Genomic DNA, 19900 nt, shown 5'->3' with positions numbered 1-19900 from the left:
CGGCCGAGCGCCGTGGCGGTCGCCGTGTGACGTGTCGAGTGACATGAAAACGACTGGGGCGCTTGCAGTTTCGCGTGCCTAGCGCTCCGCTTGCCCGCCCTGCCGAGGTGTCGGCGCCAGACCAGCCGCTGCCCAGGTGGTCACGTGCTCCGCATCCAGCTCGAAGGACACCGTAAACGGGCTGCCGCACGCATGGCCGCCCGGGAGGTCGCACAGCAGACGCAGCGACAGTTCACCTCCGTCCACACTGCCAGTGACACACGCTGCATCGAAGCCGAAGAACTGCCGGACCGTCGGGTAGAGCAGTTTGTAGAGCGTCTCCTTTGCCGAGAACACCAGGGTGGCCCATTGGGACGCCGAATACGCGGCGTTGCGGTCCATCTGTTTGCGCTCCTCAGGCACCAGGGCGTGTTTCACGATGGCGTCCAGCGCGTCGTCGTGCGCCAACCGCTCCGTGTCGACACCGACATACGTGTGTGGGTTGGTCGACACGGCAACCACACACCGACCGTGTGAGTGGCTGATGGCGCCATTGACGCCCGGCGGCCAGACGGGTGAGCGGTCAGCGGCGATCGGCACCTGTCCCTGAGTTGGGCCGGCGCAGACGCCGGCGAGGCGCATCGCGGTCCGGGCCAGAGCCCTGCCCGCCAGGAACTCCGCGCGTCGGCTGGTCACGCTGGCCACGATGGGCTCTGGCAGGTCGATCTCCAAACACGCGAACAGCGCATCGTGAAAACGTGAGACGTCGTACCGGCCTTCAAGCAACAGTGATGCACCCGATGTCCATTCTCGAAACCGCAGGTCGACCAGGAACCCGCTTGACCGCGCCATGATGTCGGTGGTCAGTGTGCTCGGCGTGGCTGTGGGCAACGGTGAACGTGATTCTGTCATGGCTCAGACCTGCGCCGTGCATCACACACGACCTCGTGGTCCAAGTGTAGTGGCCTGCGCTCATGCCGCTGGTCTCTGCCTCGGGTTGCCGGTCACGCCACACGCCTGTCCACCGATTCATGTGCACGAGCGAGCATTCGATGCTGTCGGCTCGCCGAACGAGCGCGGGTTCAACGGCGGCGCCGCGGGTGTGAGAATCCGAGTTTCGAGTACACGATGAAGAGCCCTCCGGCGACGATCAACACACTGCCGAGCACCGTCGTCACGGCGGGCAGTGCGCCCCAAAACAGCCATCCCCACAGCACGGCAAACGGGAGGGAGCTGTACTCGAAGGGTGCCATCTCGTTTGCCTTGGCCAGGCGATAAGCCTGGCTGATGCAGTAAAAACCGACTGTGCCTGTCAATCCGAGCGCGAGAAAGAGAGCTGTTTGAAACAGGCTGGGCATATTCCAGGCGCGAAAGAGATAGGTCGCACTTGGATGAGCAAATTGGTCCATCCAACCCGATCCGAAAACCACGCCAGTCACGCCGCTGAGCAACACGAACATCAGCGTCAGGTAAAAGGTCATGCCCAAGGCGCTCTCGGAGGAACCAAGGCGGCTCGTGAGGAGAATCTGAGCGCTGTAGGCGATCGCGGACACGATTGCCAGAAGCATTGCCGGCTCGACCCTACCGGCATTCGGTCTGGCGACCAGAAACACGACGATAGCCGCCCACACGGGTAACCCGACTCTTTCCCCGAGAAACGGTCCCGCGAAGATGACGACGAAAAGCGGGGCCGTGTAGTACAGCGGCATGGCATCAGCCAAGGGCAACACCGCCAGCGCCATCGAAAACGTGGAAAAACAGACAAACGAGCAGAGCCCGCGCAGACAGTTCAGCGCCGGTCGTTTGGTTGAGAAACCCTTGGCCCCTTGCGTGCTGTAGAGCGCAATGCCAACCAAACAGAGGCTGACGACACCGCGTGCAAAGATGACTTCCTGGACGGCCATGCGATCGCTGAAAAATTTCATGATCACGTCTTGAACGGAAAACACGAACAAGCCAAGGATCAGCAGACCGATTCCAGCTACCGTGTTGCCGGCGTCTGCGTTCACCGTGTTGCACTGTGACACAGAGGTCGCTCCTCAGTCTCTCATTGTGATAGGGCGACACAGACCGTCGACCGAAAGCCCGTACCAGCACGGACGGCAGATCAGCCGCAACCGATTCCGATGCATCTCGACATGATTACGTGCACGCTGGCCCGGTGACGCGACGCACATCGGGCTCGGCTACGACGCGGCGCAGGCTGCACACGGCGCGGCAGGCCGTGCGCGATTCGGCCACGCGCGGCCAACGGTCGATCGTCGGGCCACTCGGGAACAGAGCACGGAGGAATACAAGCGCGCGTCGCCACCCGAGTGGCGCCGCGTTCACTCGCGCACGATTGCGGCGGCGATCCGATCGGCCTCCTCTGCCGTTAGCCTCGGCGGGTGCCAATCCCGACCCGGAGCTGCGTCGAGCAGCTTTTTGGTGTACTCGTGCTGCGGGTTGTTGAAGACATTGTCCGCCGTCCCGAATTCAACCATCACGCCCTTTTCCATCACGGTGATGTAGTCCGAGATCTGGGCCGCGACCCGGAGATCGTGGGTGATGAACACGATCGCCATCTGGTAGCGTTCCTGCAGCTGGTTCAGCAAGCGCAGCACCTGCTTCTGGATCGACAGGTCCAGTGCCGAGACGCTCTCATCCGCAATCACCACGTCAGGCTGCATCGCCAGCGCCCGCGCGATGCCGATGCGCTGTCGTTGCCCGCCAGAGAAGTTGCGCGGGTAGCGGTGCAACGCTTCCTTGCTCAAGCCGACCTGCTCGATCAACTCCAGTGCGCGCTCGTCGGCCGCTGCTGCGTCCATACCCTGCAGGATCAGCCCGCGCGTGACCATGTAGCCCACCGTCTGCGACGGATTCAGCGAACCAAACGGATCCTGGAAGATCATCTGGATGTTCTTTCGCGCCTGAACGAGATCCGTGCCGTCAAGCGCGAGGAAGTCTTCACTTTTGATCACCACTGAACCCGAACTCGGCTCGATCAGACGAATCAGCGCCTTGGCCAGGGTCGATTTGCCTGAACCACTCTCTCCCACAACGCCGAGGGTTTCACCAGAGCGTAATTGGAAATTGGCATCGTTCAGGGCATGGATGGACTGTGGACCTGTCTTGTAAATCTTGTTGAGCTGTTCAACCGTGACAACCGGATCGTCGTTTCGCCCGATCTCCGGTGTCCGTGCCGTCTCCAGCAATGGCATCGCATCGACCAGAAGCTTGGTGTAATCCTCCTGTGGACGCATGAGGATGTCTTCCTTGGGGCCTTGCTCGATGATCTTGCCCCAACACATGACCGCCACCCTGTCGGCGACATCGGCGACAACGCCGAAGTCGTGGGTGATGAATATCGTGGCGTTGTCATAGACATCCTTCAGCTCGTTGATGAGGTTAAGGATTTCCTTTTGTGTGGTCACGTCGAGCGCCGTTGTCGGCTCATCGGCGATCAGGATGTCGGGTTTGCAGGCGAGCGCCATTGAAATCACGATCCGTTGGCACTGCCCGCCAGAGACCTGGTGCGGGTAGCTTGCGTAGATCCGCTCAGGCGTTGGCAGTTTCATCTGCTCGAAGAGTTTGAGCGTTTCATGCTTGCGCTCAACGGCAGAAATTTCGGGTCGGTGAAGCTTGAAGACCTCGTCAACCTGGGCACCAATCTTTATCGAGGGGTTCAGCGCGGCCATGGGTTCCTGGTAGATCATGGCAATCCGCGCGCCGCGCAGCTCATTGAGTTCGGCTTGCGACAGTGTCAGCACGTCCGTGCCGTCAAAGACAATCCTGCCGGTTTCTATGCCCAGTCTTGGCGCGACGTCGTTCATGATCGCGCTGGTCATGACCGACTTGCCCGAGCCGCTTTCGCCGACCACGCAGAGAATTTCCCCGCGGTTGAGCGTGAAGTTGACGTCCTCGACGGCGTACTTGCGGTCGGCGCCCTTGGGCAAGGTGATCGACAGGTTCTCGACACGCAGGATTTCGTTCGATTGGGTTGTCATTGTGCACCTCGCACGCGGGTCGCCAACCGCGCCAGACGCGTGTCGGTGTCTTCGCTGGTTAAAGGGGTGTGGTACCTGTGTGACTCACAGAGTGCGCAGGTGCAATCGCAGTGTGTTTGCATGCGTCCTCTCCCTAGTCCTTGAGACTCTGCTCGCGCAGACCGTCAGCGAGCAGGTTCAGTCCGAGCACCAATGACATCAGCGCAAGCGCGGGTGGCAGCGCCGGGTGAGGATAGATCGACAGCAGCTTGCGGCCTTCGTTGATCGTCATGCCCCAGTCGGGGCTCTCGGGGCTCACGCCGAGGCCGAAAAAGCCAAGGGTGCCTAGCAGGATCGTGGTGTAACCGATGCGCAGGCAGAAATCGACCAGCAACGGGCCCCGGGCGTTGGGCAGGATTTCCCACAGCATGATGTACCACGGGCGCTCCCCTCGCGTTTGCGCGGCGGCCACGTAGTCGCGTGTCTGAATGTCCATCGTCAAGCCGCGCACGATTCGGAAAACCGTGGGTGAGTTGACGAACACCACCGACACAAAAATGTTCAACAGGTTCGGGTCCATGTAGAACACGCCAAAGGGGTCGGCGTTGAAGGCAAGCCCGGAATAGGCCCAGAGACCCACGATGAGTGTCACCGCGAGGTAGGCCCACAGTTTTTCCTGTTGTTGCTCGAACCGTGAGTAAAACAAGACGAGGAAGAAAATGATCGGAAAGGCGAACAACACCCCGGCGAGCACTGTCGGGAGGATGGTCTGGCGAATCTCAGGCGTGACCAACAGGTAGAACAGCAGGATCACCGGGAAAGCAAGGACCAGGTTTGCGACGAAGCTGAGCGCCGTGTCAAACCGGCCACTGAGGTAGCCCGCGGGCAGCCCGAGCGTGACGCCCACCATGAACGCGAACAAGGTCGCTGCCGGGGCGATCGACATCACGGTGCGGCTGCCGTACACCATGCGCGAGAACACATCCCGCCCCAATCGGTCACCGCCTAGCAGGTAGTGTCCCGAACCATCGCTCAGCGGCCAACCGGGTTTTTTGTTTTTCATGCTGGCAATCTGATCCAGCGATTCGTAGGGCGCGATCACGTCTGCGAAAACCGCCGTAAACACCCAGAACAACACCAGCATCAGGCCTGTCACGCCGACCCAGTTTTCGTAGAGCTTGCCGTACAGGCCGAGCCGCTCCCGGTATACCCAGGAGACGGCAAACACGACGGCCAAGCACAGCCACACAGACCAGAAATGCCCCACCGCTTGAATGAAAATCTCGCCCCAGCCGAGTCTGTCCATCGTCCCGTCCCCTTACTGGATGCGAATGCGTGGGTTGAGAAAGACGTAGCCGATATCGGATATCAGTTGCGTCACGAGTACCACGGCGACGGCGACCACCGAACAGCCGAGCAGCAATTCAATGTCGTTGTTGCCAGCGGCTTCGACGAGAACCCATCCGAATCCCTTGTAGTTGAACAGGGTCTCGACAATGACAACCCCGGTCAGCAACCACGGGAACTGCAGCATGATGACGGTGAACGGGGCGATCAACGCATTGCGCAGCGCGTGTCGCACCACGATCATCGGAAAGCTCACACCCTTGAGACGGGCCGTGCGGATGTACTGCGCGGTCATGACCTCAGCCATCGACGCGCGCGTCATGCGCGCGATGTAGCCCATGCCGTAGAGGGCCATGGTCATGACCGGCAGCGCGAAATTCTCGAAGGTGATGCCGTCGGTAGCGGACGTCGCGACGCCTTTCATCCACTTCAAGCCCACGGCACTGGAGGCGAAGATGACAGTGAAGATGACGCCGGACACGTACTCGGGCGTGGCCGTGGTCGCAATGGAAAAGGTCGACAGACTTCGATCCGTGCCCGACCCCTCCCGCATGCCCGCGAGCACGCCGACGACGAGCGCCATCGGCACCATGATGGCCATCACCCAGAACATCAGCTTGCCGGTGTAGTACAGGCGTTTTCCGATGATGTTCTCGACCGGCTCACGGAACCGCGTCGAGTCACCCCAGTCACCGACAACGAAGCCGCCGAGCCAACCGACGTAGCGCGCGACCATGGGTTCGCGGTAACCGTTCTTCTCGAGCCAGCTTTCCACCTGCGCATCGGTCATGCGCATGTTGTTCTGCTCCTTGGCGAGCTTTTTGAGGTTGGGTTCGAGGTTGGTCAACGCGAAAACAACAAACGTCAGGCAGATTGCCGTCAAAATCATCACGCCGAGTCGTTTCAGAATGAACAGTGCCATGGACTTTCCCTGGTGGAATCGGGAGGGCGGGTGTGCTGCAACACGCGATGAGGGCGTTGCATTGCGGCGGTGAGTGAAACGGTCGGGCGCGCCCCGTCTCCGCTACCCAAAAAAAAACCGGGAGAACTCGCGCCCTCCCGGCTTTTCAGTGATCCGCTCAGACGTCGAGCCAGATCTTCTCGTAGTGCAGTTCGTACGTCGGGTGCATATCTGCGTTCATGACGTAGTCACGGTGGTGGCGGTAGATCGAACGCCAGTACGGCTGAATGATCACGCCCTCTTCCTGCATGATCTCCTGGATCCGCTTCATCACCACACGGCGCTGGTCCGCGTCGGCAATTGACAGCGCCTGGCTCAGCAGCTCGTCGAACTCGATGTTGCTGAAGGCCGACTCGTTCCAGGCTTCGCCAGTGCGGTACGCCAAGGCCAGCACCTGAACGCCGAGCGGGCGCATGTTCCAGTTGGTCGAGGAAAACGGGTACTTCGCCCAGTCGTTCCAGAAGGTCGAACCGGGCAGAATGGTCCGCTTGACGGCAATGCCGGCGTCACGCAGCTGGCCCGCAACCGCGTCGGTTGTGGCACGGCGCCAGTCGTCGTCGATCGAGAGCAGCTCGTGCTCGTAGTCTTCCATGCCTGCCTCTTTCATGAGAGCCACGGCGGCGTCGGGATCGCGCGCGATCGCGGGCAGTTCGGCGTACTCCGGGTGGATCGGGCAGACGTGGTGGTTCTCGGCCGGCGTGCCGAGACCGGCCACGCCCAGTTCGAGGATGCTGGCGTTGTCCACAGCCAGCGCCAGCGCACGACGCACGCGTGCGTCAGCGTACGGCTTCGTACCGTTGACTTCGGCTTCCTGGTTGGTCCGGATAACGATCGTCGCCGCGGTCACGGCTTCCGACTTGGTCATGCCGATCGAGTCGAAGATCTCGACAAACTCGCCGTTCGACTCCCAGTTCATGTCGATTTCTTCGGCTTCGTATGCAGCGACAAAGGCTGAACTCTCGGTGCCGTAATCGATGAATTCGACCTTGTCGAGGTAGGCCTCGCCGCCCCACCAGGAACCTGCCGCACGCTTGCGCATGACGGTTTTGACGCCGACTTCGTGCGTCTCGATCTCGAACGGGCCGGTACCGGGCACGCCGTCAGTCAGGTCGCCACCTGCGTAGTCGCGGTGGACGATCAGTGCGGGGTAGTCGCACATGCCGGGGATGATCGAGATGTCGGGCTTCGGCAGGGTGATCGTGACCGTCATGTCGTCGACCTTGGTGATCACACCCTCGCCCACCTGGCCGGTCGCTTCGTCGATCATCGACGCCATGCGGCCCGCCATGGAGTTGCCCTCGGCCGACTTGTCGCACCAGCGGGTCAGGTTGAACACCACGTCGTCAGCGTTGAAGGCGTCGCCGTTGGACCACATGACACCCGGGCGTACGTTCAGGGTGTACACGGTGGCGTCGGCGTTGACGTCCCAGCTCTCGAGCAGGTACGGCGTGAAGGTGCCGTCGCGCTCGTAGCGCACGAGGTTCTCGAGGAAACCACGTGCGACGGTCGCCATTTGTGACCAGTCGAAGACGCGGGGGTCCGGCACGCGACGGACTTCCATCTGCATGCGCAGGGTGCCGCCCATCTTCTCGTGGCCTGCCGCTTCGGCGACGGTGGGTGCCGTCAGGCCGAGCATGCCGTATGCCGTTGCCGCGCTCGCGCCGAAGACGCTCGCGATCGCCAGGAACTCGCGGCGGTTTACGCCGTCGCCGGACTGCTTGGCAGATGCGGCCATCTGCACCACGTGCTCGGGCATGGGTTTGCCATCACGTCGAAAAAAAGTCATCGCCTTCTCCGATTGGATCATTTTGGTTTCGGTTTTTCGCCGTCGACGGACTGCCGCGGCGTTGACGGACGGCACGGCAGTGCGGCGCCCGACGGTGTCCACAAGATTGCCACGCCCGCGTACCGATTGCAGCGCGGTGACCTGTTTGGGCCGTATCCTATCAACAGATGCCCGTTCTGGCAGTACGTAGACTGCACCATAGTGCCAAAGGTAGTCGCATGGGGGACAGTTTGGGGTCAAAGTGCGACCCACTCGACAGCCGCGCCGTCGGCGCCCGAGCACGGGCGTCCCGGCTTCACCGACCCGCTTGCCGTGCGCCCCAACCTGCCGCGTGACAAAGCGGAGAGCAGCCTGATCGCGGTTCAGGCGATCGCGGCGGCGCCACCCACCGGCCGGGCAATGCCCTCGAGGTTCGAAAACGGGGTGTCTTTCGCCATGAGCAGAAAGTCCTGCATGTAGGCGAATTCAATCGCGTCGTCGCGCACGGCGGCGCAGAGCGTATTGAAGACGCCCGCGCCAAGCCGGCGCGTGACCACCGAGCCCCGCTCCGTGTACTCAGTCGCCGCCCAGTTCGGCAGCGGGCACACCCCCCTGCCCGACGCCACGAGGGCCATCATCATCACGGTCAGCTCGCTGGTGCGCACGCGTTTGGGCTGCACGCCTGCGGGTTGCAGGAACAAGCGAAAGAGATCGAGCTTCTGACGTGGCACCGGGTAGGTGATCACGGTTTCGCCGGCGAGATCGCCGGGTTCGATGTGCGTTGCGTGCGCCAAGGGGTGACTCGGGCTCATCGCGAGCACGGACTCGTACTCGAACAGCGGCACGTAGGTGACGCCCGCCAGCGGTTCGGGATCAGCGGTAATCACCAGGTCCAGGTCGCCGGCGACGAGCGCCGCCATGCCCTCGAAACTCAGGCCGCTGATGATGTCGAGCTCCACGTCCGGCCAGGCGCCCCGGTAGGCCTCGAAGGTCGGCATCAGCCAGAGGTAGCAGCTGTGACACTCGATTGCGAGGTGCAAGCGACCGGTATCACCGGTCGACATGCGGGCCAGCGCATCTTCAAGGGCAGCGAGCCGCGGCAACACCTCATCGGCTGCAGTCAACAGCCGCTGTCCGACAGCCGTGAGGCTGATCGGCTTGTGCTTGCGCTGCACGACTTCGGCCCCGAGGCGGGCCTCGATGTCGCGCAGCTGGTGAGACAGGGCCGAGGGCGTGAGGTTGAGCTGGGTTGCCACATCGGCGAGCGACGCCGCGCCGTTGACAGCCGCGACCAGTTCGAGGTGCTTACGCTGCACTTTCATTTGAATATTTCTCATTCAAATAGGCCGATAATTGAAATTGATTGTACTTGATGCACTGCCGATACTCCACCCACGCCCCTGACACGGAGATCACCCGATGCCATCGCCCCTCTGGTCCGTCGAACTGTTCCCGCCCCGCCAGCGTGCCGAGCGTTTCTGGCGGTGCATCGGCCAACTGGAGACGCAGTCGCCGGCCTTCGTGTCGATCACGTGCGGTGCACTCGGCGCGTCGCGTGACGGGGCCTTCGACACGGTTCGGGCCGTCCACTCCGGCACACGCCTGCCGACCTGTGCCCACGTGACCCTGACCGGCTTTCCCGAGGGCGCCGGACTCGACGCGGTGCAGGCTCTGCACGGCGCGGGGCTGCGGCGCGTCATGCTGCTGCGCGGCGACGGCGGATCGGCCTTGCCGCCGAACGCCGTGGCGCATTTCGTCGATCGGGTCAGGCAACGTCTGCCGATCGACATCGCCGTGGCGTGCTACCCGGATTCCCACCCGCGTGCGCGCTCAGCACGCACGGACCTCGACTGCCTGCAGGCAAAGTGCGCCGCCGGCGCCGATCGGGCGGTGTCGCAGATGGTGTTTGACGCTGATGCTTTCTTGCGGTTTCGAGACCGCGCCGTGCAACACGGTGTGTCGGTGCCGCTGCACGCGGGCGTGTTGCCGGTGGTGGACTTCGAGGCGGCGGATCGCCTCGCGAGACGGTGTGGCGTGGCGCTGCCTGCGGTCTATCACCGCGCCTTTGAAGGCACCGACGGACGTCGCGACGTGCAGTGGCAACTGGGATTGGACTTCGCCGCGGCGCTCTGCGAGCGGCTGGTTCGCGAGGGTGTGGACGGGCTCCACGTCTACGCGCTCAACACGCCGGGGGTCGCCACGGCGCTGATGCAGCGCGTGCACGCGCCCGCGCCTGCCACGGCGCTGCACGCCGCGGCCTGAGCGCCTGACCCGAGCGGCTAGAGGCCGACGGTGTGCAGCACGCGGTCGTGTTCGAAGTACACCTGAAAGCCGTTGTACCGCCAACTGGAAATCGGCGGGTCGCCGACCTCGCCGATACGCTGTTCGGGTTCGCCGAGTTTGCTGAGCACATCGGCCTTGGTGATGCCCCGCTTCGGCGCACCGTCGACCTGTTGCGCGCGGAAGCTTCCGTCGGGCATCGCGATGATGGCGGCCTGGGCGGTGCCCGCGGCGAACAGGCTGAGCGCGAAAACCGCGGCGGTGGAGTGCGTACGTGTCATAGTCTGACCCTCTGGTGTCACACGAGCTAGCGGCAGCGGCCGGCCGAGGTTTACCTCATCGGCCGGATTTTGCCGGCTCGCGGGCACCCGTGTTCGGCCTCACAGGATACCGCGTGCACCCCTATCTCGCCCCGACCGGGTTCAAGGCCTTTGCCCACCGAGGCGACCATGACGCGGCGCCGGAGAACACGTTTACCGCATTCAGCAGCGCCGTCGCGATGGGGTACCGCTACCTCGAAACCGACGTGCACCTCAGCCGGGACGGCGAGCTGTTTGCCTTTCACGACAACGAGCTCGATCGGGTCACGGACAGCCGCGGCCGCTTGAGCGAACTCGACGCAGCTCAGATTCGGCGCGCGCACGTCGGCGAGGTCGAGCGTATCCCGGTCATGGCGGAATTGCTCGAGGCGTTTCCCGACGTGCACTTCAACATCGAGCCGAAGTCGTATGCCGCCGTGGCGCCACTCATCGAGCTGATCCGCCACACACGCAGCGTCCACCGTGTCTGCGTCGGTTCCTTTTCCGGTCAGCGCATCGACCAGGTGCGCGCTGCGTTGCCCGAGGTCTGCACCTCGATGGGCCCGCTCGAGACCACCTGGGCACGGCTGCAGAGCCTTGGCCTGCCCACCCCCGGCATCGTGGCGCACTGCGCGCAGGTGCCCTGCTCGCAGTGGGGCATTCGGCTGGTGGACGCTGCGTTCATCGAATGCCAGCACCGGCACGGCCGGGAGACCCACGTCTGGACCGTCAACGAGGCATCCGAGATGCACCGCCTGATCGACCTCGGCGTCGACGGCATCATGACCGACCACCCCGCACGACTTAAAGCGGTGCTCGAGGACCGAGGGCTATGGCATTGAGCCGCGTGCAGCCGGGTTACGCACCCGCGTGAGCACCAGCAGACCGAGCACGAACAACACGAGAATGCTCAACAGACCGAGCCGCGAATTGCCGGTGGTCGCGGCGGTGACGCCGACCAACAGCGGTCCGATCACGGCGGCGGCCTTGCCGGTCATGTTGTAGAAGCCGAAGAACTCCGCCGCTTTTTCGGTCGGGATCAGTTGGCTGAAGACCGAGCGGCTGACCGACTGCACGCCGCCCTGGACCAGGCCGACAACGGCAGCAATCAGGTAGAACTCGAGCGACGAGTCCATCATGACGGCGGCAACGGTGACGGCCATGTACACCCAGATCGTGATGTGGATGCTCCTGAGCGCGCCGATCCGGTCCGCCAGTCGTCCCCAGGCGAGTGCCGCCGGAAAGCCGATGAACTGCACCAGCAGCAACGCCGTGATCAGCGTTTCCTGCGGCAGGCCGATGGCGAGACCGTAGTCGGCAGCCATCGCAATTGCGGTGTGCACGCCGTCGATGTAGAACCAGAAAGCGATCAGAAACCACCACACCTGCGGGTACTCGCGAACGTTCCGTGCCGTCTGCGCCAGCGAGGCAAAGGCTGCGCGGATGCCCGGTGCCTTGTCCCCGCGCGACGCAGGCTCATCGACAAACAACACCAGGGGCACCGTGAAGACCATCCACCAGACTGCGACACTGAGAAAAGACCAGCGCACGCCCTCGGCGGGGTCAGCCAGCCCGAACCACTGCGGCTGAAGGGTCATCATCACGTTCACCGCAAACAGCAGCCCCCCGCCGAGGTAGCCAAGCGCGTAGCCAAGTGCCGAGACCCGGTGGCGGTCGTCTTCGGTGGAGACCGCCACGAGCAGCGCGTCGTAGAACACATTGGCCCCGGCAAAACACAGCGCACCCAACACGTAGAGGCACACCGCCGCGACCCACTGGCCCTGACCGACGAGAAAGAGACCCGCGGTGGCAAAGGCGCCAAGGCTCGCAAACGAGCACAGCATGCGTTTGCGCAGGCTGCCCCGATCCGCCAGTGCGCCGAGCAGCGGGGCGAGCAACACCACGAGCAGGCTCGCCAGCGAGTTGCCGAGGCCGAGGTAGAAGGTGCTGGTGGTCGCCGAGGCATCCCCGCTCCAGTACTGCTTGAAAAACACCGGGAAGAAGCCGGCCATGACCGTGGTGGAAAACGCCGAGTTTGCCCAGTCGTACAGACTCCAGGCCCAGACCGCGCGTTTGGGTGACCCGGATGTCACGATGGTGCTTGCCCTGCACCGGTCTGCACCGACTGGCGGTAGAGGTACTGACCGAGCTGCTCGATCACTTTCAGGCAGGTCTCGGGTGAGCCGCGCAGCAGGTCGGTGAAGGTGTCACCCCGGATGCACAAGGTGTCGGTGTCGCTGACGGCGCGCACGGTCGCCGTACGCGGCAAGCGGCACAACACGGCTGTCTCGCCGATCACCGTGCCGCGGCCGCGAGTCCCGAGTGAACGGGTGCCCTCGCCTTGCGGGATGTCGATCGCGACTTCGCCGTCGAGCAGCAACCAGCATTCGTTGCCGGACTCACCCGCGACGCACAGTGTGCTGCCGGCAGCGAATTGCTGTCGATCGCTCGCAAAGGCCAGCAGTTTGAGTTGCGCTGTGGCAACCTCGGAAAACAGCGGGGCGCTGCGCAGCAGGGCCACTTCCTCATCAAGACTCATTCGGGGCTTACCTCCTTGGCAAGTTCAGGCACGTCATGTCCCTTGACGTTGACTGAGTGTGAGCCTCCGGCGCCGAGGTGCAGGTGCACCGGGAAGCGCGCGGCGTTCTTCGCGTGCACGGGCGACCAGAGCACGCTGGTGTCGTCGGTGAGCGCGAGCACACGGTCGATGACATCGGCCTCCGAATCGGCGTCCAGCGCGTCGAGCGCACGGTTGACGATCAACCAGGTACCGGGCTTGACCAGCGCTCGGGCCAGCGCCAGACGTTGGCGCAGCGCCGGCCGCAAGCTGCGCCCGCCCGGGCCGGGTTGGGTGGCCAACGCGTGGTCGACGATACGGCCTTCGAGACCGGCCTCGCGCAACACCCCCAGCACCGTCTCACGCACCTGCCGGTGCGCGCGCTGATCCTGACCGCTGAGCATGCCGAAGAGCGCGTTCTGCAACACACTCAAGCCGTCGGCACAGGCACCCGGGTCCAGCGGCTCCAGGGCGTCGAATCCGGGTTGGCCGACCAGGTGGCTCAGCGCGCTGCGGGCTTGTACGGCCCGTGCCTTGAAAGCGTCATCGAGGTCCACAATGCGGTGCCGAGCCGGCTTCAACGCCAGCACACGCGACAGGATCAGCCAGCGGTCGGCGCGCGACCACCGCGTGGTGCCGGCCCGGTCAACGCGCTGCGCAACCCGCTGCATGGCCGGAAGTTCGCGGGCGTCGACCAAGCCGAGATCGGCAAAGAACGGGTGGTTGTCCGGCAGATCGACAAACATCTCGACGAGTTCGCGGTTCACCTTCACACCGATCTCGAGCAATTCGTCCAACAAGCCGGCGCTGCGCAAGGACGTGATCCACAACCGCGCCGCGTCGTCGTCGGCCCATTCCCGCGCGTCGGTTGCCGCGGCAAACAGCAGGTTCTCGCCGATCGAAAAGCCGTCGATGAACGCCTGCGGATCGTAGCGCTGCACGTGCACGTCCAGTCCCTCGGCCTCGAGCGCAGCGGTTACCGCCGCTCGCTGCGACAACACCGCCTGTTGAAACGCGTGGTCGTCGGACGCGGCCAAGGGCATGCGCATGCCCATGTCGATCAACTCGTCGGTCGCACCGGTCGCGCCCAGCGCCCTGTGCAGGCGGGCGTAGGTTGCGCTCGAGGATTCAACCCAGCTGTCCTCGGGCCGGAGCGGTGTGTTGCCCGCGCGCTCGGCGAGCTCGCGCTCCGCGTCAGGTTCGACCTGTTTGGGCGTTTCAACGCAGCCATAGTGCAGGTTGTCACGCAGGCTCATGTCAAACAGCCACGGGTCCTTGCCGACGTAGGCGACGTGTCGACCGCGAAACCCGGGCCCGAGGGCGAGCCAGTCGCGGCTGCCGAAGCGCACGCGGCCGGTGTCCGGCTGGCGCTGCTGGGCGAGCACCCGACACAGTTCGTCGGCACCGCACTCGGGCTCGTCCGTGACCGCTACCCGCGCACCGGCATCGAGACTGAAATCGAGTGGGGCCAACCCGCGGCCCGATTCCTCGACCGCGCTGACGCTGCTGAACACCACAGCTTGCCCTTCGCTGACCGACGGAGACGCGTCGGCCTCCGACGCCGTCTCGGCCAGGAGGTCCGCCGGCTCGAACTGCTCGATGATCTGCTCGTATTTGACCTGGGCGTCCTGGGAAGTCTGGTAGAACTTCAACAGTTCCCTCCAGGGCGGCGCCATTTCCCGGAACGCGGCGAGTGCGGCGACCAGCGCACCGATGGTGAGCTCCCCTTGCAGCACCAGCCAGCCACCGAAGAGGTAGAAGAAGAACGGGGTGACATGGTTGAGGAAACTGTTGACGAACTTGATCGCGAACTTGCGTCGGTAGATGTCGAAACGCAAGCCATACAGGGTGCCGAGTCGTGCGGCGATACGGGCTCGGTGGTAGAGGCCGTTGCTCTCGGCGTGAATCGCTGCCACACCGCCCATCGCGTCACCGATGTCGGCCGACAGGCGCCGCGTGGCGAGCACGCGGCGGCGTGCCAGGCGGTTCACCCGTTTTTGCATGCGCGGCGTGACATAGGCCTGGATCGGCAGGGTCAGGAGCGAGATGCAACCGAGGACCGGGTCCTGCACCATGATGAAAAAGACATAGGTCGCCAGCAACCCGCCCTGGAACGCCGGCAGCGCCAACGCGTCACCGATGTAGCCGCCGAGGGGTTCGGTCTCCGCGGTGATCAGCGGCACGGTCTCCGCCGGTGACAGCTGTTCCGCCTTCGCGGTCGGAAACCGCATCAGGTTGCTGAACAACGTGAACCGCAAGCGTCGCAGCATGCGTTCGGCGACCACGCCACGGTAGACGTTCAACACGTACTTGAAACCACCGTTGACGCAGACCAACAGCAGAAAGGCTGCACTCAACACAATCAGCAGCGCCGTGTGGTCGATGCCGAGCGGGATGCCGTACAGCTGTTCGGGCAGCGGCCCCTGCCCGAGCACGTCGTTGATGATGAGCTTCGGCACATCGAGGGCGAAATAGACGAACGGCAGCGAGCAAGCGGTCAGAAGCAGCAGCAGAAGTTGGTCACGCAGGCTGAAGCGGAGGACGAACTTGAAAAGACTCGGCGGCACGGCGTAGGTCCTGAACTGTTCGCGATGTGATGATCCAGTTTATCCACTGTAGCCGAAGACCGAACCTGACACGACTGATCGCCGCGAGCTTGCTTCGTTGGCTCGGGCGCAGAGAGTGCGCTCATGTAATACAACAACAACGGCCCGGTGGGGTGGGTCTGGCCCCACCCACATCGGCGCGAAACACACCGCGTCGGAATGCACGCTGACACATATGGGTCATTTACACCGGGGGCGCGATGGCGTTAGCTGTCTCGCACCGGTCACCGCACCTCGTGGGCCACGACCTTGACTGTCACTCTTGGTGTGGTCAGGCCTGTTTTTATTACGCGCGTCCGCTTGCTTTCGCCGACCGCCCGCGTCACCGCAGTCTAATGGAGGCAGCAATGGAGGACCCTGCAAACACCGCAACGAACACGCCATCCCCGAACACTGAGGAACAGGAGAAGCGCCCCACGCGAATGGTGCTGTGCGTTCACGGCATTGGCAATCAGGCACCGGGTGAGACGATCGAGAATGTCATGAGCGGCGCGCTCGCCGAGCACGACCGCCACGCCGGTGCCCCACCGTTGATCGCCAACGACGCCAGCACTTTCCTCTTCGACGAGCCGTTCACAGCCTACGAAGGCCTGCAGCAGCCCAAACGCATCACCGTTCCGGGCATCGTCGACGACGCTGGCGAACTGGAGGAATTCGACACCGTAGTCCACACCCACTCGGATGGGAAACAACCCAAGCGGGAAGGCACACAAGCGAAGTTTCCCGTGCACATCAAGACCCTGCGCAGGCAGCGCGAAACGCGCGTTGAAACCGTCATGGCGGAGGTCTTCTGGGCGGATCTGTCCAAGGAGCCCAAGGGCGCATTTGCGACAATCTTCGACCTGATCAAAGTGGTGATGTCCGTCGGTTACCTCGCGCTCGACAACGCGGCAAACGTCGGGTCGGTCCGCGCGTACCGTGCTGTCAGCGTGTTTCTGTTTCTGTTGATCGGTGGCGTTGTCGCGCTCAACGCCTCGCTCTTGTTCGGTGCCCTTGTCCTGCTTTCGGAAGGTACCTTTTTTTCCATCGACGCCAATAACACGCGGTCTGCCTACTGGATGGAAGCGCTCATAGCAGTGGCGGCCGCTATCACCTTGCTGGTAGGCGCATTGACGTTTGCGCTGAACAGGTTCGCCGGCTCAACGCATTCGTGGACGCCGTTTGTGCTCGCATCCTCGGCAACACTGGCCACCACGTTCTTCCTCACGGTGTTCTGGTTGTCGGGATCGGAGAAGGTACTGGCAGCGACTGCGTTCCTGACAATCACCTTTGCCTTGTTCATTGGCCGTACCCGTTGGCATCTGAGCCTGTGGCGCATTTTCAGTTGCGGCGCTGCAGTGTGGGGATTTTTGTCATTGGCGCTGATACCGTTTATCACCGACCCAGAACGCGTTCCCTCGAAGGAGCAAGAAATCGTGCTGTTCAGCAATCTTCTGACCACGACGATGCAGTACATCTGGGCAAGCGCCGTTCTGGTTTGCCTGCTTGTCTACGCTGCGTGGGGTTTGGACCGGGTGGCAGAAGACAGGTCTGACGACACCGACCAAACGCGGATATACGCACCCATTTGCTCTGCCCTGCTGATGTTGTGGATGCTGGTCGCGTCGTCGATCTGGCTGATCACAGGCCTGCTCGGTAAACAGCATCGAACACAACCGCTCGCGAGCGGGCACTGTTCTAACGCCACGATACCCCCATTGCAAGACGCGCACTGTCACGGGTCTGATGGTGTGTTCTTAGACCTGTTTCAATCGTTTATTGACGCCAGTTCATACACCATGGCGGTAGCCGTGGCGAGCTTGTTTGCGCTGTTGGTAGTTGGAATCTACGTGTTTGTTCAGCGGCGGTTGAACAAGGCCAAGCTGGCGTACCTCGGGGCGACGTCGCCGTCGTACGCGAGGGTGCTGCTAAACTACCTGTTCCAGCTCGTGTTCGCTTTATCCACACTTGGCTTTCTGGGTGTGATTCTTTTCCACGGCATCGCGGACGATCCGCTCGCATGGCTTCAGGATCGGCTTCCAGAAAAGGCATGGAAAGAACTAAAAGAATTGTCGGATCAAGTTCCAGATCTGTTGAGCTACGTCCCCATTGTACTGATTGGCCTGGGCCTGATCGTCTACTCCCTCAGAGACCTGGTCGCAGGGGGTCTCGGGGCGTTCCGCGATGTCGTTGTCTATGCCAACAACGATCGATTGGACCCCACACAAAACAACGCCAATTTCCCCTTGCGGGAACGGATCGAAAAACGCTTCGAGCAGGTGTGCGAGGTGCTGGTGGATCACATCAAACCGAAGGAGATCGTGGTCATCGCACATTCGCAGGGGACGGTCGTTGCGAGTCGCACAATCAAACGAATGCTCGAGGACAGACGCGCGTACTTTGGCGAGGCCAAGATCACGTTGGTGACGATGGGGTCACCTGTCACCCACCTCTACCAACAGTACTTCCCGCGGGACTTCAGCGTGAGGCCAGGCGAGTTTCCGGATATCACCTGGTACAACATCGGGCGCACCGACGATTTCGTGGGTACTCACATCGAGTGCCTGGATGAGATCAACGCGGGCACCCCCAGCGCTGACCAAACGGAACGCAGAGTGCCGCTGCACACGTCGAAATACAATCTGATGGTGCCTGCCGGTGGTCATCCAGGCTACTTCACCGACCCATACGTCTGGCAGCGCATGCACGACACGGTCGGGTTCCGGCTTGTCGATTGGGCGTGAGCACCAACAAAAACGCCCCGAGCCAATGCCGGGGCGTTCACTGACAGCATGGCTGCGCGAAGCGCAGCCATGTGTCTCAGGCTACAAAAATTTCTTCGCCATGTCGCCGAGGCCACCCAGGCCGCCGACCGCGTCGAGCAGGCTGCCACCGCTGCTGGCCTGGTTGACCATCTCGGGCAACGCATCCTGCAAGCCCGAGAGCAGAGAGCCCTCGTCGGTGCCGAGCTGCTGTGCCGCAGCTGCGATCTTGTCGCCACCGAGCATGTCGCGCACCTGGTCTGCCGACACGGGCGAATTCTCACCGTCACCCAGCCAACTGCCGAGCAGGTCGGTGATACCGCCGCCCTGGCCCTGCAACTGGCCGATCAAACCGGCGATGTCCATCTGGTCACCGTCGCCGATCAAACCCGCCAGCACCGACTGCACGCCGTCGGCGCTCGCGTTGGCGCCGCCGAGTTTCGACATCAGGAGATCCGTGCCCAATTTCAAGAGATCCATGTGTGCCCTCCCAGGCAACTGTTCTGACCCGGCTAGCCTATCACGCAGCCCTGCACCCGGAGTGTGACGAAATGGTCAAGCCGACTCTGGCCGGAGCGGCGTCGGTCAGCGTGGCGCCATCCGAATCGCACCGTCGAGGCGGACCACTTCGCCGTTGAGCATGGCGTTGTGGACCATGTGCATCATCAGAGCGGCGTACTCCTCCGCGGTGCCGAGGCGTTGGGGGAACGGCACCTGTTGCGCGAGTGCCGCCTGCACGTCCTCGGGCATACCGCGGAGCATCGGCGTGCCGAACAGCCCCGGGGCGATGGCAAGCACCCGCACGCCGCTGCGCGAGAGGTCACGCGCCATCGGCAGGGTCATCGCCGCCACCCCGCCCTTGGATGCGGCGTAGGCAACCTGGCCGATCTGGCCGTCGAACGCGGCCACCGAGGCGGTGTTGACGATCACGCCCCGTTCGCCGTCTTCACCGACCGGGTCTGCGGTGCACATGCCAGCGGCACTCTGACTCGCAACGGTGAAGCTGCCGATCAGGTTGACACCGATCACGCGCGCATAGGCGTCGGGCGGGTGCGGCCCCTCGCGCCCGACCGTCTTGCTCGCGATCGCGATCCCCGCGCAGTTGACGGTGACGCGCTCCTGGCCGTGGGCAACCCGGGCCGCGGCGAGACCGGCCGCAACGCTCTCGGCGTCGGCGACATCAACCTCGAAAAAGGCACCGCCGATGTCCTCGGCGACCTGTTGGCCACGCTCACTGTCGCGGTCAAACACGGCAACCTTGGCCCCCGCCTCGGGGCGTGGGCGCGCCCAACCCACGGCCCGCCCGCGGGGCGCACCCGGGCCCACCCCGCGCCGAATTGGGATGTAAGCCAGAGGTGAGCGCCAGGAAGGGGGGGGTGCGGCGGGGGGGCCCGCGCCCG

At 63.3% G+C, this 19900-nt stretch carries 16 protein-coding genes; 3 read left to right on the top strand and 13 right to left on the bottom strand.

What is annotated here, in order from left to right:
• Nucleotides 1-78: 78 nt before the first annotated feature.
• From AAGA11_10660 to AAGA11_10630, 7 genes are all read right to left on the bottom strand, one after another.
• Nucleotides 79-891 carry a 4'-phosphopantetheinyl transferase superfamily protein gene (locus tag AAGA11_10660; GenBank protein ID MEM9603315.1) on the bottom strand — a complete coding sequence of 271 codons (813 nt, stop codon included), beginning with the start codon at nucleotides 889-891 and terminating at the stop codon, nucleotides 79-81.
• Between the two features lie 170 nt (nucleotides 892-1061).
• Nucleotides 1062-1988, bottom strand: a complete 927-nt coding sequence (locus AAGA11_10655) for a DMT family transporter (protein ID MEM9603314.1) — start codon at nucleotides 1986-1988, stop codon at nucleotides 1062-1064.
• Between the two features lie 318 nt (nucleotides 1989-2306).
• Complete coding sequence (locus AAGA11_10650) at nucleotides 2307-3965, bottom strand: ABC transporter ATP-binding protein (GenBank protein ID MEM9603313.1); 1659 nt, start codon at nucleotides 3963-3965, stop codon at nucleotides 2307-2309.
• Nucleotides 3966-4098: 133 nt separating this feature from the next.
• Entirely contained in the window at nucleotides 4099-5250 is a 1152-nt protein-coding gene (locus AAGA11_10645) for an ABC transporter permease (GenBank protein MEM9603312.1), read from the bottom strand.
• 12 nt (nucleotides 5251-5262) lie between these two features.
• Complete coding sequence (locus tag AAGA11_10640) at nucleotides 5263-6213, bottom strand: ABC transporter permease (GenBank protein MEM9603311.1); 951 nt, start codon at nucleotides 6211-6213, stop codon at nucleotides 5263-5265.
• Nucleotides 6214-6370: 157 nt separating this feature from the next.
• Nucleotides 6371-8038, bottom strand: a complete 1668-nt coding sequence (locus AAGA11_10635) for an ABC transporter substrate-binding protein (protein MEM9603310.1) — start codon at nucleotides 8036-8038, stop codon at nucleotides 6371-6373.
• A gap of 362 nt (nucleotides 8039-8400) precedes the next feature.
• Nucleotides 8401-9339 carry a LysR substrate-binding domain-containing protein gene (locus AAGA11_10630; GenBank protein MEM9603309.1) on the bottom strand — a complete coding sequence of 313 codons (939 nt, stop codon included), beginning with the start codon at nucleotides 9337-9339 and terminating at the stop codon, nucleotides 8401-8403.
• 97 nt (nucleotides 9340-9436) lie between these two features.
• Here AAGA11_10630 and AAGA11_10625 point away from each other — a divergent pair, with 97 nt between their 5' ends.
• Complete coding sequence (locus tag AAGA11_10625) at nucleotides 9437-10279, top strand: methylenetetrahydrofolate reductase (GenBank protein ID MEM9603308.1); 843 nt, start codon at nucleotides 9437-9439, stop codon at nucleotides 10277-10279.
• Nucleotides 10280-10296: 17 nt separating this feature from the next.
• Here the strand turns inward: AAGA11_10625 and AAGA11_10620 are convergent, their stop codons facing one another.
• Nucleotides 10297-10578 carry a hypothetical protein gene (locus AAGA11_10620; protein MEM9603307.1) on the bottom strand — a complete coding sequence of 94 codons (282 nt, stop codon included), beginning with the start codon at nucleotides 10576-10578 and terminating at the stop codon, nucleotides 10297-10299.
• 113 nt (nucleotides 10579-10691) lie between these two features.
• Here AAGA11_10620 and AAGA11_10615 point away from each other — a divergent pair, with 113 nt between their 5' ends.
• Nucleotides 10692-11438, top strand: a complete 747-nt coding sequence (locus AAGA11_10615; protein ID MEM9603306.1) for a glycerophosphodiester phosphodiesterase — start codon at nucleotides 10692-10694, stop codon at nucleotides 11436-11438.
• Here the strand turns inward: AAGA11_10615 and AAGA11_10610 are convergent.
• Genes AAGA11_10610 through AAGA11_10600 form a run of 3 tightly spaced genes read right to left on the bottom strand, consistent with a single transcriptional unit; the run spans nucleotide 11427 to nucleotide 15720 of the window.
• Complete coding sequence (locus AAGA11_10610) at nucleotides 11427-12689, bottom strand: MFS transporter (protein ID MEM9603305.1); 1263 nt, start codon at nucleotides 12687-12689, stop codon at nucleotides 11427-11429. The genes AAGA11_10615 and AAGA11_10610 overlap by 12 nt on opposite strands.
• Nucleotides 12686-13135 (bottom strand): cyclic nucleotide-binding domain-containing protein, encoded by a 450-nt coding sequence (locus AAGA11_10605; GenBank protein MEM9603304.1) that lies wholly within the window; start codon nucleotides 13133-13135, stop codon nucleotides 12686-12688. Before AAGA11_10605 ends, AAGA11_10610 begins: the two co-directional genes overlap by 4 nt.
• Complete coding sequence (locus AAGA11_10600) at nucleotides 13132-15720, bottom strand: ABC transporter transmembrane domain-containing protein (GenBank protein ID MEM9603303.1); 2589 nt, start codon at nucleotides 15718-15720, stop codon at nucleotides 13132-13134. Before AAGA11_10600 ends, AAGA11_10605 begins: the two co-directional genes overlap by 4 nt.
• A gap of 386 nt (nucleotides 15721-16106) precedes the next feature.
• Between AAGA11_10600 and AAGA11_10595 the strand changes: the two genes are divergently transcribed.
• A complete protein-coding gene (locus AAGA11_10595; protein ID MEM9603302.1) occupies nucleotides 16107-18482 on the top strand; it encodes a hypothetical protein in 2376 nt (791 codons plus the stop codon).
• A gap of 81 nt (nucleotides 18483-18563) precedes the next feature.
• Here the strand turns inward: AAGA11_10595 and AAGA11_10590 are convergent, their stop codons facing one another.
• Nucleotides 18564-18980 carry a YidB family protein gene (locus AAGA11_10590; protein MEM9603301.1) on the bottom strand — a complete coding sequence of 139 codons (417 nt, stop codon included), beginning with the start codon at nucleotides 18978-18980 and terminating at the stop codon, nucleotides 18564-18566.
• Between the two features lie 105 nt (nucleotides 18981-19085).
• A complete protein-coding gene (locus AAGA11_10585; GenBank protein ID MEM9603300.1) occupies nucleotides 19086-19796 on the bottom strand; it encodes an SDR family NAD(P)-dependent oxidoreductase in 711 nt (236 codons plus the stop codon).
• Between the last annotated feature and the right edge of the window lie 104 nt (nucleotides 19797-19900).

Source organism: Pseudomonadota bacterium (genome assembly GCA_039196715.1).
Lineage (GTDB): Bacteria > Pseudomonadota > Gammaproteobacteria > CALCKW01 > CALCKW01 > CALCKW01.
The sequence above is the reverse complement of the archived record's forward strand: the minus strand, read 5'-3'. Positions and strand labels throughout refer to the sequence as shown.